The organism is Parasphingomonas zepuensis (assembly GCF_036663735.1).
In the GTDB taxonomy this organism is placed as follows: Bacteria; Pseudomonadota; Alphaproteobacteria; order Sphingomonadales; family Sphingomonadaceae; genus Sphingomonas.
Genome location: NZ_JAXOJO010000001.1, coordinates 282,847 through 305,789, shown reverse-complemented (window position 1 = coordinate 305,789; position 22,943 = coordinate 282,847). Strand labels below are relative to the sequence as shown.

The 22,943-nt window shown below is 66.6% G+C and carries 26 protein-coding genes and 1 pseudogene; 13 read left to right on the top strand and 14 right to left on the bottom strand.

Annotated elements, in window-relative coordinates:
* Window positions 1-36: 36 nt before the first annotated feature.
* The 3 genes from U1769_RS01545 to U1769_RS01535 all read right to left on the bottom strand — a co-directional run bounded on the left by U1769_RS01545 (window position 37) and on the right by U1769_RS01535 (window position 2,498).
* The gene (locus U1769_RS01545) at window positions 37-633 is read right to left on the bottom strand and encodes a DUF1287 domain-containing protein (protein ID WP_332711095.1); all 597 of its coding nucleotides are present in this window, start codon (window positions 631-633) and stop codon (window positions 37-39) included.
* Between the two features lie 91 nt (window positions 634-724).
* Window positions 725-1,303 carry a hypothetical protein gene (locus U1769_RS01540; RefSeq protein WP_332711094.1) on the bottom strand — a complete coding sequence of 193 codons (579 nt, stop codon included), beginning with the start codon at window positions 1,301-1,303 and terminating at the stop codon, window positions 725-727.
* Window positions 1,304-1,391: 88 nt separating this feature from the next.
* Window positions 1,392-2,498, bottom strand: a complete 1,107-nt coding sequence (locus U1769_RS01535; RefSeq protein ID WP_332711092.1) for a hypothetical protein — start codon at window positions 2,496-2,498, stop codon at window positions 1,392-1,394.
* A 131-nt stretch (window positions 2,499-2,629) separates the two neighbouring features.
* On the opposite strand from U1769_RS01535, the gene U1769_RS01530 reads away from it, so the two are divergent.
* Complete coding sequence (locus tag U1769_RS01530; RefSeq protein ID WP_332711090.1) at window positions 2,630-3,448, top strand: hypothetical protein; 819 nt, start codon at window positions 2,630-2,632, stop codon at window positions 3,446-3,448.
* Between the two features lie 28 nt (window positions 3,449-3,476).
* On the opposite strand, the gene U1769_RS01525 is transcribed toward U1769_RS01530, so the two are convergent.
* Window positions 3,477-4,217: a metallophosphoesterase family protein gene (locus U1769_RS01525; RefSeq protein WP_332711089.1), complete on the bottom strand. Its 741-nt coding sequence runs from the start codon at window positions 4,215-4,217 to the stop codon at window positions 3,477-3,479.
* Between the two features lie 148 nt (window positions 4,218-4,365).
* On the opposite strand from U1769_RS01525, the gene U1769_RS01520 reads away from it, so the two are divergent.
* On the top strand, window positions 4,366-5,079 hold the full coding sequence (locus tag U1769_RS01520) for a hypothetical protein (RefSeq protein WP_332711087.1): 714 nt from the start codon (window positions 4,366-4,368) through the stop codon (window positions 5,077-5,079).
* Window positions 5,080-5,106: 27 nt separating this feature from the next.
* Here the strand turns inward: U1769_RS01520 and U1769_RS01515 are convergent, their stop codons facing one another.
* The 4 genes from U1769_RS01515 to U1769_RS01500 form a co-directional block, all read right to left on the bottom strand.
* Window positions 5,107-6,114: a methyltransferase gene (locus U1769_RS01515; RefSeq protein WP_332711085.1), complete on the bottom strand. Its 1,008-nt coding sequence runs from the start codon at window positions 6,112-6,114 to the stop codon at window positions 5,107-5,109.
* A gap of 172 nt (window positions 6,115-6,286) precedes the next feature.
* Window positions 6,287-6,676 (bottom strand): DoxX family protein, encoded by a 390-nt coding sequence (locus tag U1769_RS01510; RefSeq protein ID WP_332711083.1) that lies wholly within the window; start codon window positions 6,674-6,676, stop codon window positions 6,287-6,289.
* A 216-nt stretch (window positions 6,677-6,892) separates the two neighbouring features.
* Window positions 6,893-7,198, bottom strand: coding sequence for a 1-deoxy-D-xylulose-5-phosphate synthase (locus tag U1769_RS01505; protein ID WP_332711082.1), 306 nt, complete (start codon window positions 7,196-7,198; stop codon window positions 6,893-6,895).
* A gap of 76 nt (window positions 7,199-7,274) precedes the next feature.
* On the bottom strand, window positions 7,275-8,141 hold the full coding sequence (locus U1769_RS01500) for a LysR family transcriptional regulator (RefSeq protein WP_332711080.1): 867 nt from the start codon (window positions 8,139-8,141) through the stop codon (window positions 7,275-7,277).
* Window positions 8,142-8,236: 95 nt separating this feature from the next.
* On the opposite strand from U1769_RS01500, the gene bla reads away from it, so the two are divergent.
* Window positions 8,237-9,100, top strand: a complete 864-nt coding sequence (gene bla, locus U1769_RS01495) for a subclass B3 metallo-beta-lactamase (protein ID WP_332711078.1) — start codon at window positions 8,237-8,239, stop codon at window positions 9,098-9,100.
* 6 nt (window positions 9,101-9,106) lie between these two features.
* On the opposite strand, the gene U1769_RS01490 is transcribed toward bla, so the two are convergent.
* Both U1769_RS01490 and U1769_RS01485 read right to left on the bottom strand, forming a co-directional pair.
* Window positions 9,107-9,754: a hydrolase gene (locus tag U1769_RS01490; protein WP_332711076.1), complete on the bottom strand. Its 648-nt coding sequence runs from the start codon at window positions 9,752-9,754 to the stop codon at window positions 9,107-9,109.
* A gap of 66 nt (window positions 9,755-9,820) precedes the next feature.
* Window positions 9,821-10,183, bottom strand: a complete 363-nt coding sequence (locus U1769_RS01485) for a nuclear transport factor 2 family protein (RefSeq protein ID WP_332711074.1) — start codon at window positions 10,181-10,183, stop codon at window positions 9,821-9,823.
* Window positions 10,184-10,311: 128 nt separating this feature from the next.
* Between U1769_RS01485 and U1769_RS01480 the strand changes: the two genes are divergently transcribed.
* From U1769_RS01480 to U1769_RS01465, 4 genes are all read left to right on the top strand, one after another.
* Window positions 10,312-11,238: a LysR family transcriptional regulator gene (locus U1769_RS01480; protein ID WP_332711073.1), complete on the top strand. Its 927-nt coding sequence runs from the start codon at window positions 10,312-10,314 to the stop codon at window positions 11,236-11,238.
* Between the two features lie 92 nt (window positions 11,239-11,330).
* Window positions 11,331-11,573, top strand: a complete 243-nt coding sequence (locus tag U1769_RS01475) for a GNAT family N-acetyltransferase (protein ID WP_332711071.1) — start codon at window positions 11,331-11,333, stop codon at window positions 11,571-11,573.
* A 106-nt stretch (window positions 11,574-11,679) separates the two neighbouring features.
* Complete coding sequence (locus U1769_RS01470; RefSeq protein WP_332711069.1) at window positions 11,680-12,258, top strand: hypothetical protein; 579 nt, start codon at window positions 11,680-11,682, stop codon at window positions 12,256-12,258.
* 60 nt (window positions 12,259-12,318) lie between these two features.
* Window positions 12,319-13,881 carry an energy transducer TonB gene (locus tag U1769_RS01465; RefSeq protein WP_332711068.1) on the top strand — a complete coding sequence of 521 codons (1,563 nt, stop codon included), beginning with the start codon at window positions 12,319-12,321 and terminating at the stop codon, window positions 13,879-13,881.
* 166 nt (window positions 13,882-14,047) lie between these two features.
* Here U1769_RS01465 and U1769_RS01460 read toward each other — a convergent pair.
* Window positions 14,048-14,704: pseudogene (locus U1769_RS01460) on the bottom strand (S41 family peptidase); the annotation flags it as partial.
* An 898-nt stretch (window positions 14,705-15,602) separates the two neighbouring features.
* Between U1769_RS01460 and U1769_RS01455 the strand changes: the two are divergent.
* Window positions 15,603-16,256, top strand: coding sequence for a NeuD/PglB/VioB family sugar acetyltransferase (locus U1769_RS01455; RefSeq protein WP_332711066.1), 654 nt, complete (start codon window positions 15,603-15,605; stop codon window positions 16,254-16,256).
* A gap of 5 nt (window positions 16,257-16,261) precedes the next feature.
* Here the strand turns inward: U1769_RS01455 and U1769_RS01450 are convergent, their stop codons facing one another.
* Complete coding sequence (locus U1769_RS01450; protein ID WP_332711065.1) at window positions 16,262-17,437, bottom strand: alpha/beta hydrolase; 1,176 nt, start codon at window positions 17,435-17,437, stop codon at window positions 16,262-16,264.
* Between the two features lie 189 nt (window positions 17,438-17,626).
* Between U1769_RS01450 and U1769_RS01445 the strand changes: the two genes are divergently transcribed.
* From U1769_RS01445 to U1769_RS01430, 4 genes are all read left to right on the top strand, one after another.
* Window positions 17,627-18,163 carry an RNA polymerase sigma factor gene (locus U1769_RS01445; protein WP_332711063.1) on the top strand — a complete coding sequence of 179 codons (537 nt, stop codon included), beginning with the start codon at window positions 17,627-17,629 and terminating at the stop codon, window positions 18,161-18,163.
* Window positions 18,160-18,750: a hypothetical protein gene (locus U1769_RS01440; RefSeq protein WP_332711062.1), complete on the top strand. Its 591-nt coding sequence runs from the start codon at window positions 18,160-18,162 to the stop codon at window positions 18,748-18,750. The genes U1769_RS01445 and U1769_RS01440 overlap by 4 nt, the downstream gene beginning before the upstream one ends.
* A gap of 154 nt (window positions 18,751-18,904) precedes the next feature.
* Window positions 18,905-19,207: a hypothetical protein gene (locus U1769_RS01435; protein WP_443030163.1), complete on the top strand. Its 303-nt coding sequence runs from the start codon at window positions 18,905-18,907 to the stop codon at window positions 19,205-19,207.
* A gap of 78 nt (window positions 19,208-19,285) precedes the next feature.
* A complete protein-coding gene (locus U1769_RS01430; protein WP_332713576.1) occupies window positions 19,286-19,990 on the top strand; it encodes a hypothetical protein in 705 nt (234 codons plus the stop codon).
* A gap of 8 nt (window positions 19,991-19,998) precedes the next feature.
* On the opposite strand, the gene U1769_RS01425 is transcribed toward U1769_RS01430, so the two are convergent.
* Complete coding sequence (locus U1769_RS01425; RefSeq protein ID WP_332711059.1) at window positions 19,999-20,739, bottom strand: hypothetical protein; 741 nt, start codon at window positions 20,737-20,739, stop codon at window positions 19,999-20,001.
* A gap of 226 nt (window positions 20,740-20,965) precedes the next feature.
* Here U1769_RS01425 and U1769_RS01420 point away from each other — a divergent pair, with 226 nt between their 5' ends.
* Window positions 20,966-21,742 (top strand): hypothetical protein, encoded by a 777-nt coding sequence (locus tag U1769_RS01420; RefSeq protein ID WP_332711057.1) that lies wholly within the window; start codon window positions 20,966-20,968, stop codon window positions 21,740-21,742.
* A 58-nt stretch (window positions 21,743-21,800) separates the two neighbouring features.
* On the opposite strand, the gene U1769_RS01415 is transcribed toward U1769_RS01420, so the two are convergent.
* Complete coding sequence (locus tag U1769_RS01415; RefSeq protein WP_332711055.1) at window positions 21,801-22,820, bottom strand: OmpA family protein; 1,020 nt, start codon at window positions 22,818-22,820, stop codon at window positions 21,801-21,803.
* Window positions 22,821-22,943 lie beyond the last annotated feature (123 nt).

The window sequence follows — 22,943 nt, the reverse complement described above, 5'->3', positions numbered from 1 at the left end:
TCAGGTTCGCAATCGGAGAGCGGACAAACGGTCCTTTCAGCCATCCAGCGCCCAGCGATAGCGACCCGTTAGCGGATATTGGAACAGCGCCAGCTCCTCGCGCGTGCCGTTGCCGATATTGTGGATGACATAGCCCGCCCGGCCACCGGGCCGCCGATCCGATACGATGCCGGTGTGGGGCAGGCGCCCATCGATCAGGCTCGTGAAGATGTCGCCCGGTTGCCAGTCGTTCGGGTCCTGCGGGATCGGCAACCGGGCATGCTGGCGTGCGAAGAATACCGCGAGATTGGGCACGCGGCGATGATCGATGCTGCGGTCCGGCGCCTTCAGCCCCCAGCGGCGCGGATAAGCGGCAAAGCCGCTGCGCATATCGGTATTCACCAGCAACTGCAGATCCATGCCGAACGCGTCGCGATAGGCCCGGATGATCACGTCGGTGCAGACGCCTTTTGCACGCGGCACGTCGCCATTCGGGAAGGCGAGGCCGGTATAACTGGGATCATAAGTGAGCGTCACGCCGATCTGCCGTCGCGCCGCGGCAAGCAGGGCCGTTGCGGTTCGTCGGGGACGGGCGGCCGCCAGCCCGTCCAGCGGCGCCGCGATCAGGCCAAGCAGCACGAGTCGGCGCGACAACTCTGTGCCACGCCCTGCTGCGGCTCGCTCATCCGGGGATGGGATCGTCATGCTCTTCACGCGTCAGGTACGGAGCAATGTCGGCCCGCGATCACGCGAAACTGCCGGCCGGCGCCAGGCCCGGCGCAGAGGCCGTGTCGGGGCGAACCATCGGGATCGTGGCCAGCTTCGCGGGTATCCGCATGCCCTCGTCGCGCGAGATCTCCGGGCCGGCGATACCCATGCCGATGCGGATAACCGCCGTTTCCCCGGCACCGACCGAAAAGGCGAATGGCGGCTGATTCTTGCCGGCGACTCTGGCGAGCATGTGATGATCGCCCGGCGCCAGATCGATCGCGACTGACTGGGGGCTCCTGAGCTGAGCATAGGGCACATCGTCGATCGAAATGTCGAAGCCGGATAATTTGCCGATGAAGCCCTCGCGATAGATCAGCGCCCGCGCGCCCGCGACGGGGCTCTCGGCCAGGATCCGCGCGCGCTCGCCGGCGCTGACCGTCTCGACGCGGCGATTCCGGCGCAGGGCGTTATAGATAAGGTATCCGATCAGCGCGAAGCCAGCGATCGCGACGAACAGCGCAAAGCCGGAGCTGAACATGTTCATGCCGACCCAGGCGCCGATGATGGCGGCGATGATCGTGGCAACGATAATGAATGGCTTGGACTTCATCATGACGCGTGCCTTCCCCTGAGTTCGACATCAGGAACGGCAGGCTGTGGTGCATGGTTCCCGGGTTCGAGGCCGGCGATCCGGGACGTGTTCAGTTCATCAGCTTGTCGAAGTTCGGATTTGCGTTGCCCACGCAAACTTTCCGCGCCGCTTCGCTCGCCGCGCGCTGGTCCAGAATCCGGCGCTCGTCGTCCCGGCCATAAGGGCGTATCGTTAGTTCGGATGCACTGTATTTCACGGCGTAGCCGGTAAGCGCCATGTTCGTCACCGAACGCAGCGCGCGCGCGACATCCTCCAGATCCCGTTCATCCTCGCAGTGGAACATGCCCCCGGCGCAGCTGCACCGTCTGGTCTCGCTGTGAACGCCGATCGCCCGGCCGATCCGCGCTACCCGAGACACGTGCGTCCCCCGCACGCGCGTTCCGGGGGCATATGAGCTGACGATCACACTGGATACCTCATCGGACGATAGGATGTTCCAGTCGATCGCTTCGTAAGACGTCAGCCAGAGCGCCACTGGCTTTCCGGTGTGCGGCAGTGTGACATTCACACTCGTGTCCCGGGATGCGCTTTCGTACAGGCCGACATAATATAGATTCGAAGGATATTTGCCGTTGTCCGCGATATATTCGGGAATCTGACTATCCTCGATCGTGTCGACACGATCATCGACGGTCACTTTATATTCGACCGTGTGCCAGTTGTTGATGAACTCCACTTCCATGACATGTTCTCCCCTGGAAAAATCGTGGGAAAATGTCCTGCTGTCATTGCTTTCGTCGAACACGATCTCGCCGTCGATCAGGATGCGCGATTTGGCCCAGCTCTGGCTGACGCTGATCTGCCGGGTAACGGGCCTGGAGAATTTCAGCTTGCCGACCCAATAGGCGCCGAATTGGGGCGAGTTGATCTGATGGAACTCGGCCCAGGCATATTTGATGGCGATGCTGTCGACATTCTCCTCGAACACCACCCTGCCGGGATTGTCGCGGCTGAAATAAAACGCCTTGAAGCCGCTGTTCGGAATCGCGCCGCGCGGATCGAGCCGCTTGCCCCAGCTGCTGTGAATTTTCTCCGGCGCTATGGTCTCCCCCATATCGCGATGTCGCGCCGGCGAACCGCCCGTACGGTGGAACGACTCCAGCGCAAGCGGCGCGATCACGATGCCCCCGAGCAATATCACCAGCCAGCGCCACATGGTCCGATCCTTCGATGCCGGCGCAACGATAGTCTCGGCTACGTCGCCAACCGGTTAAGGGCCGATCGAAGTCTCGCCTTGGTGATGCGGACATATACCAAAGCTTATCGTTTCCTTCCTATCCCATCCCGATGAACAAGCCCCTCTTCGGCCGGAAGGTGAGCGCACCGCCCCCGCCCCCATCCCCACCCCCGTCGCCGCGTGGCGGCGGTGGGGAGGGTGGTGGATCGGGCGCCGCGATGCCGTGGCAGGGCACGCCGGACATGGTCGCGGGCAATCTCGCTTTTGCGCATCTCACCGAGAATCTGCCGATCCGCCTGGCGGTCGACGGGCGGCTGCATGCCGAGACCTTGCTGGCGGCGGCGGGCGCGGTGTGCGGTTATTGCTGCCAGCGCGCCGTGCTCGAGCGCGTCGCGCTGGGCGAAGCGATCGCCGGAGACCGGCTGCTGACGTTGCAGGCCGCGAACGGATTCACCTACCATGCCGGCGATGCGCTGAACGAGATGTTCTATGGCGGCCCCGGCCCGGCCGTGCCGGCGAACGCCAATTTGTGGCGTCTGCTGACGGGCACGGCCATGGCCAACGGCCTTCCGCCCGCGCAGGTGCCGACCTCGGCCGAGATATTCAGCCCCATGGCGGCGACGCTGGGCCAGGCTGACGAAGGGCGCCCGTCGACCGGGCCGGGCCACCAGCCGCTATTGCCGATCCACGAACTGCTGAAGGCGGTGTGGCCGCTCGTGCAGGATTGCCTGGTTGGCCGCTTCGCGAAGCTCGGCGGCACGGCCTTCCCCGCGCCGGTGCGCATCTGGCCGGCGGTCAGCGCGTGGGCGGCGGTCCAGTGCTTCGGCAAGACCCTGCCGATCCTCGATCCACGCATCGGCGTACTGATCGTGATGCAGTCGGCGGCGTTCGCGTCGAAGCTGGAGCGGAGGCGCGTGGAAGAGGCGTGATGCTGGCCACCGCCACGCCGTTCGATCTTTACGCCGCCGGCATCCGCCCCGTGCGCACGGCGCTGGCGATGCCGGGAAATCCCCAGTCCTCCGCCTGGCGCCCCGCGGCTTCGTAATCATAGGGCACGGCGTGAAGCGCGGCCGACCAGCCCCGCCGGCGGCGCTCGACGATCGCGTAGCGCGCCAGCGGGCTGCCGGCCTCGATCACGTGCGGCACGGGCCCGCCGTCGCGATAGCCGGGCATGCCGACGCTGCCGGGGTTCACCACCAGCACCGCGCCCGAGGCGACGATGCGCGCGATATGAGTGTGGCCGCACAGCACGAGCCGCGCTTCGCCAATGCCGGCCAGCCGGCCCCGGATGGCGTCCGGCGTGTCGAGCACCGGCTGGCCCGAGCGCACATCCTCCAGCAGATATTCCAGATCGCCCCCGGCCGGGCTGCCGTGGCAGGCGAATACGTCGCCATCGGCGAGCGTCGCGGTGGGCGGGAGGCTCCTGAGCCACGCCCAGTGCTCGGGCGACAGCAGCGGCCGCGACAGGACATCGAGCGCGCCCTGGCTTCCGTCGAGCAACTGCCGTTCATGGTTGCCGGCAATGGTGACATAGCCGGCGGCCATTTGCGCGTCGGCACTGCCGGCCGGATCGAACGGGCCCGAGATCAGGTCGCCTAGATTGACGGTGACATCCGGCGCGGCCGCCGCGATATCTGCCATCACCGCTTCGAGCGCGGCAAGATTGCCGTGAACGTCGGCGATGACGGCGATTCTCATGAGTGGCCCCCGGGTGATCCGGCTGCGGTGGCTATCACAGGTCGCGCAGCGGGCGCCACATCGTCCTCGATTGTTCACTGAGCCTGTCCCGTAGTAAAGCTGCGCGACAGCTCCGCGCGAGAGGGCGTCGACGGAAAAGGGGAGCGATATGAACATGCTGCACATGGTCGCGCTGGCCTTGCTGGCTGGCCTGTCCCCTCCGCCCGCCAAGGTGGTCGAGCCGCGGGAGATCAAGAGCGTGCAGGGGCTGAAGCCGGAGGAGGGGATCGTCCGCCTCTCCGTTCGCTCGCAGCGGCAGTTCATCGAAACCGCCTATCTCTATTTCATTCAGGTGCGGCCGGATGGTTCGGACGCGGAGCAGGTCCTGCGGTTCGAGCGCGGCGCCGGCGTGCCCGTGATGGGCACCAACATGATCGACGTGAAGGCCAAATATTACCGCGTGCCCGCCGGCCGGTACCGGCTGCTGGCCTATACCGTGGCATGCGGCGAGCTGCCGCCGCCGGGCAGCATCTGCTTCTTCGGCGGAAGACCGCTCCCGACCAAAGCCTATGTCGCCGGATCGCCGACGATCGAGGTTGCGCCCGGCGCGGTGACGGATGCCGGCGACTTCGTCATCGAATATACCAAGGAGGTCGATCTCGATAATTTCGACCTGTTCGACGATCGCTTCTCTGACGAAGGCTATGGCGTCCGGTGGCGGGCGATCAGGGACGGCATCCGCCCGGAATTCGCCGCGCTCCCCGCCGGTCCGCCGCCCGCCGTGCCCGCGCAGTTCCGCTCGCGCATCGAATGCGAGCAGCGGCCGAAGAACAGGACGGTGCAGTTTCCGTTCCGATGTCGGGCGGGGAGCCCGGCGCGCTGATGCCCGAAATCGCCGACCTGACCATTGCTAGCGGGGTTTGGCGGTGATGACTGCCATTGGAGACTTGGTGTGTGTGATCGCCACATCGCCAAAGCCTGCTTTCGCGAGCAGGTCGCCATATTCATCCAGCGAACGCTCGCGACCGGGCAACATGACCAGCATGTTCAGGTCCATAAGCGGCGCGAGACTTGTCTCGCCCACTTCACCCAACACGAGTTCGAAGATCGCCACGCGACCGCCCGGTGCTATCGCGTTCCGGCAATTGCGCAGAATGGTGATGCATTGGTCGTCGTCCCAGTCGTGCAGAATCCACTTCAGAAGGTAGAGGTCTGCCGAAGGAACGCTCTTGAAGAAATCGCCCGCAACCTTGTCTATCCGGCGACGGATCTGATTCGGTATGTTGGTGAGGGCCTGACCTTCGATTACGTTCGGCAGATCGAACAACGTCGCTTTCAGTGCCGGATTAACTTCCAACAGTGGTGCCAACAGCGCGCCGCTTGCACCTCCGATGTCCACGACCCGGTCGACCCCGGATGTATCGAGCACGCGTGCAGCCTCGCTGGCCACGACTGTTGTCATGCCTTCCATCGATTCAGTGAATGCATCCGCCTCGGACGGCATCCGTCCGAAATACTCGAAGATCTCTGAGCCCAGCGCAGCGGCCGCCTGCGGACGGCCTGAGCGAAGTGCCTCGGTAAAACGCCCCCACGGCAGCCAATGGCCCGCCGCGGGTTGCGACAATGCAAACCCGCGCATCGACTGAGGATGATCCCGTCGCAATGTGTCGAGCAGTGGGGTTGCCGCGAACCTATGGCCGTCGAAACTGACAAGGCCGAGGCTAGCGCAGGCGCGCAAATGACGGAACACCGCCGACGTATCCATATTGGCAAGTGCGGCGAGCTCCTCCGCGGTTGACGGGCGGTTTTGCAGGTGCTCGGCATAGTCGGCTACCGCAGCCCCATGGACAATCTGTGTCACCCAGAACCCGGTAATCATTCCGAGCATGCGTGTGGCAGGTCCCGCGACCTCGTTCATATTCATGGTTTCCTGATCTCATGGTGAATAGCTGAAGCGTCTCAACCTTTGCTTCAGGCGCACTCGGCGCTAGCGTTTGACAAGTCGTGATTGCTCGAAGCCCGCCCGCAGCTGTCGATTGTCGTTGATGACTCAAAATTCATTTTGGCCAAAAATCGATAAAAGCAGCAGATTATTCCGGTGTGGCTGCGCCGAATCCGAGCAGCGCGGGGAGCCGCCGATCTGCGAGGAAGAGTCCGCCCCAGACAAGGAAGCCCAGAGCCAGACAGACGAGCTGGGGCGGCGACCCGACTCCGCTGGCAGGCACATGTACCGCGATTGCGCCGCCGAGAAAGCCAGTCGTGAGGACTGCGCCCACTAAGCTTGTCATCGGAACGGCCAGAAAAAGAGCGCAGGCGATCGTAAGGAGCGAAAGGCTCGGGCCCGCTTTAGCCGGGTACCCGATATGCTCCAGTGCGGCGATCATCGATGGAGGCGACGTCAACTGCAGGACGCCGTCGATAAGCAGGAGAGTTGCGGCGAGCAGAAGCAACAGGCGCCCAAGCCTTGCGGATGTGGTCATAGTCAATTTTGAGCCTCTCGGAAATGGACGTCAGCCCACAGGGATTGCACCGCGAAGAGATGAGCATGCGGCGGGGTCGCGCGATTGCTGCAACAGCAGTCGAGCGGTTTTTGCCCTGCGCCGGTTGCCTGATCGCTGCGAACCGCGCCGAACAGGTTACATGCGTAACAGTGATCGTTAGGGCAGCAGGAAGGAGGAGTTGCGGCGAACGGCGTTTTACCGGCCCCTCATCTCTCGATATTCGTCCGTGACGTCGTCATCGATTTCGATCGGCTTGGTGCTGCCATCGTGCAGCCGATCGCGGCAATCCTTTCGTGGACCGGAAATCCAGAAATGGTCCCCGGTTTCAACATCGACGTAATTGGCCTTGAAGCCATGGCCGCCGAGCCGCTGAAACGTTCGCCCGCCATAGTGAAGCGACTGGCCCGATTTCGAGAGCGTTACCCGCCCGATCCGCGCTGGCCCGTTCAAACCCGCCGTCTTGTCCTCGATATACATGATGCGAGTCTTTTTAACGCTCATCGGTCGGGCCTTTCTCGCCTGACATAGCTCGGACTCGGGCGATCGGAAAAGGGCGCTGCCGAAGTCGGCCGCCCGCTCACCCAAGCTCCCCGACAAGCCATTCGCGAAAGCAGCGCATAGCGTCGCCTTCCGGCCGCGACAGCAGGCGGGTGAGCCAGTAGCGGCCGGCGTCGATCGCGATGGGGAAGGGTTGCACCAGCCGTTCGGCGGTCAGCTCGCGGCCGAACATCGCGGCCGGCGCGAGCGCGACGCCCAGCCCGGCCACCGCCGCGGCCACCATCAGCGCCGAGCTGTCGAACATCGGGCCGCGCAGCGTGGGCGGCGCGGCGCCGGCGGCGGCGAACCAGCGCGTCCATTCATTGGCGCGGTACGAGCGGAGCAGCCGCTCGCGGGCGAGATCGGCCGGCGCCGTCAGCCGCACGGCCATGGCTGGCGCGCATAACGGCGTCAGCGGCGCTTCGATCAGCGGCGCGGCCTGGGTGCCGTGCCACGCGCCGTCGCCGAAGCGGATCGCCCAGTCGAGCGCCTCGCCGGCGAGATCGACGCGGTTGTTGTTGATGGAAAGGCGCAGGTCGATCTGCGGATGCGCCGTGGCGAAGCCATCGAGCCGTTCGAGCAGCCAGCCCGTCGCGAAGGTGCCGACCACCCCGACGCTGAGCGCCTGCTGATAGCGCCCCTCGGCATAGCGATCGAGCGTCGCGCCGACCCGGTCGAACGCATCGGCCAGCACCGGCACCAGCGCCTGGCCGTCGTCCGTCAGCGCGAGGCCGCGCGGCAGACGGTGGAACAGGCGCGTGCCGAGCCGGCGTTCGAGCTGCGCGACCTGGTGGCTCACCGCGCCCTGGCTGACGCACAATTCGATCGCCGCGCGGGTGAAGTTGAGATGGCGCGCCGCCGCCTCGAAGGCGCGCAGGGCATTGAGCGGCAGCTGAGCACGTTCCATGCCCAAGCATGAGCAAAGCTCATGGCTCTGTCGAGAGAAGATGCTTTGCGGACGACGCGGGCCAACTCCATTCTGGGGGCCAAGGAGAAGAACCCATGCTCGCCAGAATCGCCGCCATCCTTGCCGTTTCCCTGGCTGCCGCTGTGCCAGCGCAGGACCGGAGCGATCCGCTCACCCGGCCTATCGCCGCCGACCGTGCCGCCGAATGGCTCGCGCCCCGTCCGCCGGCGCGCGTGTTCGGCAATAGCTATGTTGTGGGCTTTGGCGGCCTCAGCGTGGCCCTGATCGATACCGGCAAGGGGCTGATCCTGATCGACGGGGCGCTGCCCCAGGCCGCCCCGGCGATCCTGGCGAATGTGGCGAAGCTCGGTTTCCGCCCGCGCGACATCAAATATATCCTCAGCACCGAGCCGCATTTCGATCATGCCGGCGGGCTGGCAGCGCTTGCCCGCGATACCGGCGCGACCGTGATCGCCAGCGCGCGCGGGGCCGAGGGGCTGCGCTCGGGCCGGCTGGCCGCCGAAGATCCGCAGCGCGGCTATGACAGCCGCTTCCCGCCCGTTCCCGCGGTGCGCGTGATCGGCGACGGGCAGACGCTGCGGCTCGGCGACACGGTGATCACGGCGCGCGCCACGCCCGGCCATACGCTCGGCAGCATGAGCTGGAGCTGGCGATCGTGCGCGGCGCGGCGCTGCCGGGCGATCGTCTTCGCCTCCAGCCTCAATCCGGTTTCAGCCGACGGCTATCTTTATGGCGCGCCGTCGAGCCGCGCCATCTTGGCGGGATACCAGCGCAGCTATGCCGCGATGCGGGCAATGCCGTGCGACATCCTGATCACCGCTCATCCCGATCAGGCGGGCGGCAAGGGCCGGTTCACCACCGTGCCGGGCGCGTGCCGCGCTTATGCCGACCGCTCGAAGCGTTCGCTCGCCAGACGATTGGCCAGCGAAGGGAAGTGACCGGGGTCAGGCGCCTGCGCCGGCGCGCGTCGCCAGCAGCTGGAACTCCCAGGCCAGCGCCGTGCCGGTGGCGCCGCCATGATCGATCAGCGTGGGGGCGAGCGCGGCGGCCGTCTCCTCGCGCGCCCAGTCGCGCTGCCATTCGCTCACCACCACCATCCAGGTGACCGGAACCGCGCCGGCGGCGACCATGCGCCGTACGGCCATGTCGTGGGCCTCCGCCGATACGCCGCCCGAGGCGTCGGTGACGATGAACACGTCATATCCTTCGCCGAGCGCCTGGATCGCCGGCATGGCGAGGCAGATCTCGGTCCACAGCGCGGCCAGGATGAGCTGCTTGCGGCCGCTCTGGCGGACCATGTCGGTGACCTTCGGGTCCTGCCAGGTGTTGATGAAGGTGCGGTCGATCGGTTTCTGGTCGGGAAACACGTCCTGCAGGCCCTTGATGATATGGCCGCCGCGCTCCTCGATTACGGTCGTCAGGATCGTCGGCACGTCGAACAGCTTCGCTGCCTTGGCCAGGCCGATGACGTTGTTGATGATCATCGTCGGCTCATGGCTGTGCAGATTGGCGAACTGAAAGGGCTGATGGTCGATCAGCACGAGGATGCTGTCTTCGGGACGCAGAAGTGCGTCGAGGCCGGTCCGGGGCATGGAGGACTCCTTGGGGTGCGGTGGGCGCGGGGCGGCTTGCCGCCCGTGAGGGGTATTGGCGGCGGGTCAGTCGCCTGGGGCATCCAGGAAGACATGAAGCGTCTTGATGAGGCCGCCTTCGAAGCGGACGATATCGGTACCGGTCACCGCAGCCGGGCCGTCGGGCGGGCCGAATTTCCAGTGCAGCCGCCCGAGATCATGATGGCCGGCAGCGGGGGCGAGCGCGGTGAAGGCGAAATCCGCCGGCACGCCGGACAATATCCGTCCAACCGTCTCGCTGATCGCGGCATGGCCCGTGGCCACGGCATCCGGCTCGTAAAAGACGGCGTCCGCGGCATATAGCTCGCCGAGCGCGGCCAGGCGCCGCGTCGCATCGCGTTCGCCGAACACCCGGGCGAGGTTCGCCTGCATGACTGAATCATAATCCATGAAAGCTTCTCCGCGGCATCTTCGCCGGAGCGAATGGCCGGCATAGCTGCCTAGATAACCGGGCGATGCGGTTCGGATTAGGCATTGATGGCTGGAACCAGCTTCAACGATTCGTTTAAGATGGCTGCATGGAATCGCTGGCCAATCTGGAATCCTTCATCCGCAGCGCCGAATGCGGCAGCTTCTCCGCGGCGGCCCGGCGGCTGGGCGTGACGCCCGCGGCAGTGAGCCGCAACGTGGCGATGCTGGAGCGCAATCTCAGCGTCAGGCTGTTCCACCGGAGCAGCCGCAGCCTGGCGCTGACCGAGGACGGCGAGCGGTTCCTCGCCTCGGTCAGCGGCGGGGTGGAATCGATCCGCTCGGCCATCGCCGATGTGACGAAGCAGTCAGGGACGCCCGCGGGAATCCTGAAGCTGAGCATGCCGCAGACGTTCGGGTTGGATCACGTCCTGCCGCTGCTGCCGTCCTTCATGGCGCGCAATCCCGATGTCCAGCTCGACCTGAGCCTGGAGAATCGCCAGGTCGATCTGATCGGCGAGGGCTTCGACGCGGCGATCGGCGGCGGCATGGATCTGGCGGCGGGCGTGGTGGCGCGGCGGCTGGCGCCGCTGCACGTGATGGCGGTGGCCTCGCCCGCCTGTCTGGCCGGCCGCGCGCCGCCGCAGCACCCGCAGGAGCTGGCGTCGCTCGATGGCGTCGGCATGCGCTCGGCGCTCACCGGCCGGGTGCGCGTGTGGCGGATGCGCAACCGCGCGGGCGCCGAAGCGACGCTCGAGCACGAGGCGCGGCTGGTGTCGAACGATCCCGAGGCGATCTGCCGCGCGGCGCTGATGGGCCTGGGCGCGGCGATGATCGCCATTCCCTATGTCGAGCGGCATCTGGCCAGCGGCGCGCTGATCCGCCTGCTGCCGGACTGGCACGCCGATCTCGGGGCGATATCCTGCTATTTCCCCAGCCGGAAACTTCTGCCCGCCAAGACCCGGGCGTTCATCGAGCACATCGCCGACGCGTTCCGCGAGCAGGATCTGGCGCGGCGCTTTTCGGCCGAGGGGTGATGGGTCTCGAAGGTTCGACGTCCGCGTCGCACGGATCACTTTGCCGACGGTTCCGGGAACTCGCCGTCCGCCGCGATCAGCAGGGCCTAGGGGTGGGGCGGGCTTCGATCGAGGCAGCGCGCCGCTGGGCCATCGGGCGCAACCTGTCCGCAATCACCTTCGCGACCTTCCGGAAAGTCGCGTGGAACGACCCATTTTACAGCTCGATCGGCTTCCGGACACGCGCCACCGACGCACTGCCGGCCGCGCTGTCCAGGATTCTGGACGCAGAGAGCGCGGCGGGCCTGCCGGGCGAGCAGCGCTGCGCGATGCACTTGGCGCTGCCCAACGCCTGACGCCTGCCTCGCGCGCCTGCTGACAAGCCGGGGCGGATAGGTCACTATCGACTGCCTGGTCGGCGGGAGCGAAACCTGCTCGGCGACAGGCCGGAGGCGGTGCGCTATGGATGTTTCGAGAAGAGGCATATTGGCGGGGGCGGGTTTCGTCACCAGCGGGCTGCTCGCCCACCCGGCAGCAGCCTGCTCGTTCGTCCCGAGGCTGCGCCCCATCGGGTTTTCCGATGCGGCATGCCGGCGCTCTCTCCAGCGTCTGATCGCGCTGATTCATGCGGCCGCAACTTCCTCAGCCGACGATATCGCTCGCCGTGCATCGGCACTGTCGATAGCGTTCGATTCAACCGTTATCGACCCGATCATGAACTATCCGCGCGTTCATCCGATCGAAGATGCGGATCTGATCAGGGCCTGGGGTATGTCGGATGGAAAGCCGGATCGGTCACCCGTCGTGCTGCGCGAGATCAATCTGCTCAAGAGCGGGACAGGTGTTGCGCTGTATCAGTTCACGCTGCGTCGCGACGCGTTTCACGCGGGCGAAACGGAAGAGGAAGCGGCGGGATCCAGCTGTGGCATGGGTGCCGTCGCGCCCTATTACGGTCCTGAGGATGCTTCCTATCTCGGTCTTTTCCTGAATAACGCCTTGCGGGAAATCTCTGCCTTCGATGCGTGGTTGAGGGAACTGTGACGAGATTCGCCGGCTCGTCGGGCTGCCAAAGGCCCGACGATGTCTGATCGGCCCAGTTCCATGGATCGCACCTATCTCGCCGTGATGGCGGGCGCGCTGGTCTGGTCATTGCTCGGCGCCGCCACGGGACATGCGCAGCAGCCGCAGTCGATCATAGTGGTGCATTCCGAAACAGACATCGGACAGGCGCTGAAGGAGCAACGGGCCGAAATCGCCATGTGTCGCCGGATCTTGCGGCGCCATGCCGCGCTCGATCGCTTTCTCGCAACCCATGATCTTGGCGCGACCGGGATGTCCCGGATTGCCCAGCGCTTGTGGGAGGGCGAGGGCTGCCGGCAGGATCGGTCCCTGGCGATCCGGATCATGGAGCGGGTCGTCGGCCCCGAACCGCTGATCGCGATGCCGCCGGACGCCGTCGCGCAGTTGGCGGTTTATCTCCGCGCGCGCGGTGCGGTCGCCGACGCCGAACGGTCGATCGAGTTGCGGCGGGTGCTTTGGTTGCGCGGCAAAAGTTATTCGGGCCTCCCGCCAATAGCATGGTCCCCTGGCGACCTGCGCGCCTTCGTCGCGCGTCAGGATGTCTGGACGTATCTGAACCGGCGGGATGTGCGGCTGGGTTGGTCGCAGGATCAGCTGCTGTTTGCGGCGCTGAGCGACCCGGAATCGCCGCGGTTCGATCGCGAACGCAGTGCCGCGCTGGCTGAAACGGACCACGCATCGCCGGAACGGAAGTTCAGCGCCGCCCAACTCCTGCTCCCCGCCGCGGCAGGCAGCGATCCTGCCAAACGGGCCGAAGCCCTGCTGGCCGACGCGGCGCAGTATAACGAAGCGGCGCGCGTCCTGTTCGCGGATCTGCTCCGGCCGAGGCTGTCGAGCGGCGACCGGGCTATCCGAAACGATGCAATTGCCCATTTGTCCGCATGGTCGGGCCAGCCAACCCCGGCCGGCATCGCGGCACGTACGGCGCTGACGCCGCTGTTTGCAGATGATCTCTCGTCACCCGATGATGGGGTGAAGACAAAGGCGGTAGTGACCCTGACGGACTATGTCATTCGCGGCACGAAGGAAGCGGAACTGCCGCTGCTGCGTTGGACGGAGCGCGCGTTGCGGGGAGTCGACGGCCCGCTGAAAGTTGTCGCTCTACGGGAAACGCAGCGGCTCGCCGCGGAAGAAGTGCCGCTCGGCAAGCAGATTCTGAGCACCGAATATAGGCGGCATGGCGGTCTCGCGCGGGCGGGTCCGCTGTCGCGCGAGCAGGGGAATCTCACGAGCATCTTCACGGACGATAGCTATCCACGCGAAGCCGTCCGAGCGGGCGAAGAGGGCGTGGTCGAGGCCTCGGCGATCCTGTCGCCGGAGGGTTCGGTCATGGCCGTGATGATCACGCGTTCAGCCAGTCCGACGCTCGGCAAGACGGTGGCGAGGCTGTTATCGCAGCGCGCGCGCGGGATCCGCCCGGTGGGGTTTCCGGGGCGCTATGTTCAGGTCCAGTTGCCCCCGATTCAGTTTTCGCTGCGGCAATGCCAGGAAAATCTGCCTCAGCCTCCCGTGGTGCCCGGGGCGCTGTTGCTGCAAATGAAATCGTGTCCCACGGCCCGCCCCGACTTCGTGCTGTCAAACTGAGATAACGCCGGTCCTGCGAAACGACCGGGGGGGCGGCGGGGTTATGCGTTCGCCTTTCCCGGCGATGGCCACCCGGTGATTTCCCCCGAGCGCCGATCGCCGCAAGCGCCCGTTCCAGCACTACGTCGTGCGTCAGCACCACGGGCGTCGCGATGGGGATATCCGGCACGACGCCGTGCGCTTCGCGGCTGCCGTTGGGGCGGATCAGCAGGGCCTTGGCATAACCGACCGGGATGCCCGTGTGGGGAAGATCGAAGCTCTCCATTGCGCCATAGGTCGTCGCCAGATCGGTCGTCTCCTCGCCCAGGATCGTGCCGAAGCCGTAATCCTGGACGATCGCCGCCACGTTGACGGTGTTCGAATAGGAATAGCGATCGATCAGCACATTGACCTTGCCCGTGAAGCGGGCGCTTGCGCGCGGATTGGCCGCCGCCACCGCGTACGGGACGATGCCGCCGGGCGGGGCAGCGGCGTACAGCGCCGCAAACCTGGGTGAGACGGCATCGGTGACGCCGGCCGCCGCGGCCGCGTCGAGCCGCTTGCGGTTGGAGGCGATCGTCTGGCGGCTGACCCGAATGCGGAAATCCGACACGAAGCTGAACGGCCGGGTGGCGAACCAGGCGATCATCGGATCGCTGAAGCTGCTGTCGCCGCCGGGATTGTTGCGCAGATCGATCAGCAAGGTCCGGGCGTCAGCCGCGATGAAGCCCTGGAATGCCGCATCGATGAAAGCGACGAAGCTCTTATTGTCCCAGTCGTTGCCGCCCGGATCAATGTTGTAAAAGGGTCCGGGGCGCAGATAGGCGATGCCGCCGGGCAGCATCTTCGCGGTCCTTTTGTCGTCGAGCGCGAAAGCAGGCGGCTGCTGCTTGCCGGCCTCCGCCAGCTGCGCGGCGGTGCGGGCGGGAACGATTAGGCGCCGCACTCGCCCGTCCGGCTTGCGCACGGTGAGGGCGAATGTTTCCCGGCGCCCATAGTCGATCCACAGATAGCCCGGCAGGCGGTATTCGACGATCGAATAGGCCAGATAGGGCGTGTCAGCCGAAACCTGAGCGGCCAGGCGTGGCAGCCAGGTCGCGGTCGGTCTGCCGTCAAGCGCAGTGATCTCGTCGCCCGGCGCCGGATCGGGCAGGCCGCTCCGGTTGCCGATCACGAAAACCCGTCCGTCGTCGATCCGCACCTCAAGCGGGAAGACCGTGCCACCGCCCTGCAGGTAGCGGTCATAGGTGTCCGCCGGAAACGGGATGCGCGTGTGGGCGATCTTCACGCGCGCGACGAACCGCTGGAAGCGGGTCTGCAGCTCGAAGCGGCTCATCGGGCGGTCGAGCGCGGCGAGCTCCGCCGCGAAGGCACGATCGAGCTCAGTTGCCGGAACATGGGCATTGATGTCGTACTGGGCTTCCTTCAGCCCGGCATAGAGATCCCGGAAATCGGCCCTGGCCTGTTCGGCGGTGAAGAGCTGCTCCGTCGCGACCGGCTGGCTGTTCCCGGACTGTGCCGGGCTCTGCGTGGCGGCGCTTGCGAGCAGCAGCGCGGCGGCGGCTCTGAATGCTGCGCCGGATCGACGGGTAACGGCTCGACGAATCATGACTGTGCCCCTCAGTGTATTGCAACAATAATACACTAGGGAGGAACTGTCGAGATCGCCGATTTCGCCGCGCGTGCGGGGATTGTCCTCGCCCGCGACTTTGCACACCGGCCGAAACCCGACATGGTCGGACGTGGCATCAGGCGGAGGCGAGATGGCGCTGATCATCGTGGCGGGGGCGAGCGGCCAGCATGCCGCCGTCGTATATGAGGCGGCGTGCCTCGCGGGCATGGCGGTCGCCGGTTTCGCCGCGATCGCGGGCGACGGCCCCGACGCCGTGCTCGATTGCCCGCCGCTCGGCCTGCTCGACGCCGTCGCCGGGCCGGCGATCGCGGACGGGGCGACGTTCGTCGTCGCGTGCGGCACGAACGCTCTGCGCCGCCGCGTCGTGGACATGCTGGCCGGGCGCGGCGCTTCGTTCGGGAACGTCGTCCATCCCGCCGCGATCGTCTCGCCCAGTGCCGTCATCGCCGGTGGCGCGATGCTGCTTGCCGGGGCGATCGTCGGGCCGCAGGCGGAATTGGGGCGAGGGACGATCGTCAATCACGGCGCCAGCGTCGATCACCATTGCCGTCTCGGCGACCATGCGAACATCAGCCCGGGCGCTCGGCTCGGTGGCTGTGTCACCGCAGGGGCGGGCCTGTTCGTCGGGTTGAACGCGACGATCCTGCCTGGGCTCCGCCTCGGCGACGATGTCGTCATCGGTGCGGGCGCGGTCGTCACGCGGGATGTGGCGGCGGGATCGACGATGGTCGGCGTTCCGGCCCGGCCGCTCCGCCGGGCGTAGCGGCGCTACTTCGCCTTCCTGCTTTTCTGCGCCGTCGGGCACCGCGCCACATTATAGTCCAGCTTCAGCCGGCTCGGTCCGCTTGTGCAATCGGGCGTGGCATCCGGGGTGAGGCGCAGCACGCCCTTCGTGCCGGCGGGCAGGGCGGAGGGGCTGGCGAGCAGCTGGCGCAGCGCGGCGCGGCCCTCCGGCGTGTCGATATGGTTGCTGTGGCCGAGCGGCTTGCCGGGCAGGTCCGTCCCGTCGATCACGGTCAGCGCGCCGGGCCCGCCGCGCGGCGCGGGATAGCAGCGTTCGGTGTCGACCGGCTTGTTCCGCCGCAGCCGGAACGCGCAGCCGACATCGCCCGCGCGGGGATTGCCATGGACCGCCCAGCTGCTGCGCAGCGGCACGTCATGGCCGGAGGCGAACAGCGCGATGCGCCGCCCGTCGCGCACGATATCCGGCGCCAGATCGCGGTCGAACAGCTCGCGGTCGACATCCGGCGAGGCGAGCACGACGGTGCGCACCCGCGCAGCAAGGTCGGGCGCCGTCGCCTGAAGCCGGCCGAGCCCGTCGATCGCAATGCGATTGCCCATGGAGTGCGATACCAGCACCAGCTCCGGCGCCAGCTTCGCCAGATCGGCCAGCACCGCATCGAAATAGGCCTGGGTCCAGCGGGCATTTTCCTCGTCCCAGGTATATTTGGCGAGCCGGCGCTGCGACGGCCACAGAAACGCGATCGCCGGCCCGTCGAACCGTGCCGCCATGGCGATCTGGTCGACCTCGGACAAAGCCTGCACCGGATTGGTGTTGTAGCCATGGACATAGAGCAGGATCCGCCGCGGCGGCCCGGCAAGGTCGCGCCGCAACCGATCGTGCCACGCGGCGGCCGGCGCCAGGCTGAGCGCTGGCAGTTCCGGCGTACCCGGCACGGCCAGGCCATAATGCACTGCCTGCGGGGCCGGCGCGCCATAAGGGCGGAACGTGCCGCGCGAGACGGACAACGCGAGCGGCTGGCCCGCCAGGCAATCGGGCAGACCGGTGGAAACGAAATAGACCGGGCCCTGAGCCGTGGCGGGATCGGCCGTCTGTGCACTGCAATCCGCCGCTTCGGGGCCGTACGCCGGCGGCACCGTGAGGCACCCGGTCAGCAAGGTGGCGGCAAGCACGACGGCAAGGGCGCGGAGTCGATCGATCATGTGGCTATTCCCCCCGGCGGCATCCGGTGCCGCGCGCTGTGCCAGCGATTGATGGCGGGGAGAAGGCGGGCGGGATCATGGGCTCGTCTCCGAGGGGCAATCATGCCTGGAAGACCATCGCCTTTTTCGGGCCACCCCGCGTAAGATTTCCCCCGTCCGTCCGACTATACATTCGAACGGAGGGAATGGATGGGCCACAGCCGCAGCAACCAGGATCGGGACGCCCGCTATGCGGTGGCCGCGCGCAGCCATGGCGCCGCGATCGAGCGGCTCGCGCGCGGCTATGAAGCCGATGCCGAGCTGCGGCGCGATCTCGTCCAGGAAATCCACGCCGCGCTGTGGCGCAGCTATGGCTATTTCGAGGGGCAATGTTCCGAACGGACCTGGGTCTATCGCATCGCGCACAATGTGGCGGTCAGCCATCTCATCGCCCGGCGGCGGCTGAAGCGGGAAAGCCTGACCGGGCTCGACGCTGTCGAGCTGATCCCCGACGGCGGCGATCTCGAACGCGAGACGGCCGGTCGCTGGATCGTCGAGCAATTGCTGGCGACGATCCACCGGCTCGCGCCGGCCGACCGGCAGGTCATGCTGCTGTACCTCGAGGATCTGAGCGCGGCCGAGATCGGCGAGGTGACGGGCATGTCCGCGGGCGCCGTCGCGGTGCGCATCCACCGCATCAAGGCGCTGCTCGCCAGGCCCTATGCCGAGAAAGGAGCCATGGAATGAACGATACCGATAGCGCCAGGCACGCCTGGCAGGCGAGCGCCGCCGATCCGGCGCTGCCCGATCTCGCCGCGGTGCGCGCCGGGGCCGACCGGTTCTACCGCCGGGTCCGTCGCCGCAATGCGATCGAATATGCCGCCAGCGTCTTCGTCGTGATCTGCTTTTCGGCCTATGCCGTGTTCCTTCCACTGCCCACGATGCGGATCGGGGCGGCGATGGTAGTGCTCGGCACCCTGATCGTCGTCCGGCAGCTGCACCGCCTCGCATCGGCGGCGCCGCCGCCCGAGCGCGCCGCGGCCGAACCGATCCTGGTCCATCAGCGCGCCCAGCTCGCCCGTCAGCGCGATGCGCTTGCCGGCATCTTCACCTGGTATCTCCTGCCGCTGATCCCGGGCGTGCTCGTCATGACCATCGGCCCGGTGATCGAGCGCGGCGGCGTGGCCGGATTGCTGCATGCCCCGCGGGCGGCCTGGATCGTGCTGATCTGCGCGACCGTGACCTTCGCCGGGGTCTGGCTGCTCAACCGGCACGGCGCGGCGCGGCTGCGCCGGATGATCGACGAGATCGATGCGCTGACGAGCGGGAGGTGAGGAAATCGCCCGCCGCGCTTCCGCCGTCGCATCAACGGGATAGGCGCAGGAGGCTCGTTTCATCCGAGGCGATGCACAGCCGGGCCAAATCGGTTTGTCGGGAGCCGGAGGCTCCGCTTTGGGTTGGCGCATCGTTAACTATTGGAAGAACTCTATGTCCCCCAACGTAACGAAAATGGCCCCGGCGCTGGTGATTCTGGTCGGCGCGCTGGGCCTGGGAGGCTGTGCCACCAAGGGATATGTGCGGGAGCAGATCGCTCCGGTGAGCCAGCGCGTCGATGCGCTGGAAACGCAGTTGCAGGCGACCGACGGCACCGCGAAATCCGCCCTTGCCGAGGCGCAGGCCGCGTCGGGCCAGGCGCAGAACAACGGACAGCGCATCGATCAGCTCAATGGCCGGGTGGACGGCATCGAGCAGCGGCAGCGGGAGAGCCAGCGCAAGCGGCCGCGCAATTGACGCGGCACGGCGCTGATCGGGGCTGATCCGGCAGTGAGATCCGGTATCGGCTCCCGCCGGGGGCATTTCGAGCGATGGCTGGTTACGGGGCTGGCGGGGGCAGGTCTTGCCCTCGCCGCGTCCGCGCCCGCCTGCGCGGCGGACAAGGCGCGGCGGCCGAAACCCGCCGCACCGGCACCTGCGCCAGCCGAGGAGCCGGCGATCCCATCGGCGGCGGCAACCCGCGTCGCCGACTGGATCGCCGCCTCGGGGGATAATCGCGGCCTGCCTTACATCATCGTCGACAAGCAGGATGCGGCGCTGTTCCTGTTCGACGCGAAGGGCAAGCCGCTCGGCCGCGCGCCCGTGCTGATCGGCGTCGCCCCGGGGGACGAGGCCACCCCCGGCATCGGCAGCAAGAACCTCGCCGAGATCGGCCCGGCGGAAAAGACGACGCCGGCCGGGCGCTTCCTGGCCAAATACGGCATGGCCGCGGGCAAGCAGCGCGTGCTGTGGGTCGATTACGCCACGTCGGTGGCGCTGCACCCGATCCCGCCCGGCGCGAGCAAGAAGGAACGCCGCCGCCAGCGCATGCTCTCCCCCACGCCGGAAGACAACCGCATCACCTTCGGCTGCATCAACGTGCCCCAGGCTTTCTACGGCAAGCGCGTGCGGCCGCTGTTCCAGAGGAAGGGCGGATATGTCTATGTGCTGCCCGATACCAAGCCGATCGAGGCGGTGTTCCCGCGGCTGCGGGTGCAGGCAGTGAGCGGCGGGGCGGCGCCCGACAATCTCGGGGGGTAAGCAGGCCCTCACAGATAGGCCAGGGTCATGCTACCCACCCACCGGCACAGGAACATCGTCAGGGTGAAGGCGGCCGCGAACGAAAACAGCCACGATATCTCCGCCTGAAGCACCAGTTTCTCGTGCGCATCGAGCAGCCCGGCATCGCGGCGCCGCATCTGCCGGCTGGTCAGGATCATTGCCAGCGCGGCCAGAAAGGCCATCGGGACATAGCCGAAGATGAGCTCGCTCAGGCTTGCCGCTGAACTCGGGCCTGCGCTGTGCGCGATCAGGAAACGGACGATGGCCCGCTGGTTTTCATAGGGCGCAAAGACGTACACCAACGTCGCGATCCCCACGAGGTAGATCAGCGCGTGGCGGAGCCGCAAGGCCCAGGGCCAGGCGATGCGCGGCGGTGGCTGGGTCGGCTCGGAGGCATAGGCGGGGTCGGCATCTCCCGGGCGCAGCTTGCCGGCGGCGCGCTTGCGGTCGACATGCCAGAACCAGCGATACATCGCCCTGTGCGTCACGAAGAGGCAAACGATCGCGAGGAAGATCACCAGCACGAGGTTGAGCGCCACGGCAGCGGCGTCCCGCTCGGTCGAGCCGCGCAGGATCGCCACGCCGATCCAGGCCGCGAACAGCAAGATGCATCCGACCAGCCAGCACAGGCCGAGCACCAGCCATAACCGTAGCTTGCTGGCACGAATCCACTGGCCAAGACGGTCGAGCGGACCCGATGGGCCGGGCGGGGGAAAGTCGGCATTCATGCGAACCAGCGTGGCGCATCATGGCCGGCTTCGCGAGCGCTTTCACGAGAGCGCGGACCTTCCCCGGTCTGTCGCGGTGTCGCGCCGACTGGCGGCCGCTTCGCCGATACCGGAGTACCGATGACGGCGCTCGTCAGAACCAGGGTGGCCTGGCCGCGCCCGGTTGCCAGCCCCTCGCCGCGCGGGCTATCGCGGCTGCTCCTGTCACCAAGGGTAAGGCGTATCTATGCGGAACATCTCGATTTTCGATCAGTACGACGTCAACGCCGCGCGCGGCATGAGTGCCGGCCTGATGGGCTGCGTGGCGCTTGCACTGGCCGGCTGTGGTGGCGCCTCCAAATCGGGCAACGCCCCGCAGCAGGACATCCCGGCCGCGTTCGACACCGCCGCCCGCACGCTTTCGGCCGAGGCCTATCCTCTGGCGAACTGCGTCGCGACCGCTGACGACAAGGCGAAGCTGGCTTGCTACGCGGCGCTTGGTTTCAAGGATCAGGGCGATGTCGCCGGGGTCGAAAAACTGGCCGGCGCCGCTGACATCATGGCGGGCAAAACCTGGCAGATCACGGCGCCAAGCCCCGGCGGCAGTGACAGTTTCCAGGGCTCGGCGCTCCTGACTCTCGCCACGCTTGCCAATGAAGGCCCGATCGCATTCCGCAACACCCGCATCGATTTGCGCTGCCCGGCGGACTGGGGCGGGCCGAGCAATCAGCAATGGAGCGCGTCGATCGACCTGCCGTCCGATGTCGCGTACGAATCGAACAGCAAGGAACGCGGCACCATGGCGATCGAGGTCGACGGCAAGCCGTTCGACGCGGTTCAGTTCTCGCGCAGCACCTTCAACGTCGCCGCCGATCAGGCAGTCGCGTTTCGCGATGCCATCGTCGCCGGCAAGACCCTGGCGTTCACGCTGAAGACCGTCGACGGAAAGACCGGCGCGATGAAGACCACGCTGCCCGATTCCGGCGCCGGGCTGAAGGGCTATTTCGCCAAATTCTGCGCCTGATCGACTGAACCTGGCGCGCGCTGGCCGATGACGAAATCGGCCGGCGCGCGCCACGGTGTCACGGCTTTTTGATCAGCTCCACCCGCCGGTTGCGCGCCTTGCCCGCTTCGTCGCTGTTGGGCGAAACCGGATTGGCCTTGCCGAAGCCTCTCGCCTCCAGCCGGGCTTTGTCGATCCCGGCGGCAACCAGCGTCGTCATCACCGCCCTGGCCCGCGCATCCGACAAGGCCAGGTTGTGCGCGTCCGATCCGGTTTCGTCGGTATAGCCGTTGATGGCCAGGCGCAGCTTCGGGCTGGCCTTCAGCAACGCCGTCAGTTCGGCGATCTGCGGTCTTGAATCCGGCAGGATCGCGGCCTGGTCGGTCGCGAAATTCACCTGGATCACCGCTTTGCCGGTGGTATCCAGCGCGGTCTGCAAGGCGTCGGCAGGGAGCAGTTTCGCGGTCACCGCGATTGGCTTTTCCTCCACCACGATCATGTGGCTGCTGGCGCCGCCATTGGCGAAGCTGATCCACAGGGTCTTGTCGCTGCGCCGGACGATCCAGATCTCGACGAGATCGTCATTATACGGCGCTGCGTAATGCTCCTGGAGATTGTCGCGCTGTTCCTGCGCCAGACTTTCCAGCGCCTCCCGCGAAACCTTGCCCTCGAAAATCTTCACCGCGCCGATCTGCGTGAAGATCGCTTCCATGTTCTTCTTCAGTTCGTGGGCATTATAGCTGCTTTCCTGCTCGCCCTGGATGCCGACCAGATAGGTCTTGCCCTCGATCTGGCTGAACGCCGTGCCGGTCCAGAACGGGATCCGGTCGAAAGTGCGCGTCACCGGCTTGTTCAGCATCTTGTAGCCGGTCGGCAGCGCGAACTCGGGAAAGGCGCCAAGCGGTGCGGTCGACAGTGGTACGGATTCGACGGAAAACGCCGCGGTCGCGGGAGCACCGGCTGCAGGGATTGCCGCCGCTGCATTCTCTGTTCCATCGACCGAAACTGCCGCTGCGTTCGTTTCGGTTCCTGCATCGGATCGCTTGCCGCAAGCGGAGAGGCACAAACACAGGCCAAGCAAGACTATCTTCGAACGCACCATCATCTCTCCCGAGTGTGAGCGATGATCCCTAACGGGACGTCGCACCGGATGTCGATCTTCAATGTCCTGCCGCCCGGCCGACGCTTACGGGCCGCGCGCTTCAGGCAAATCGCGCACGCC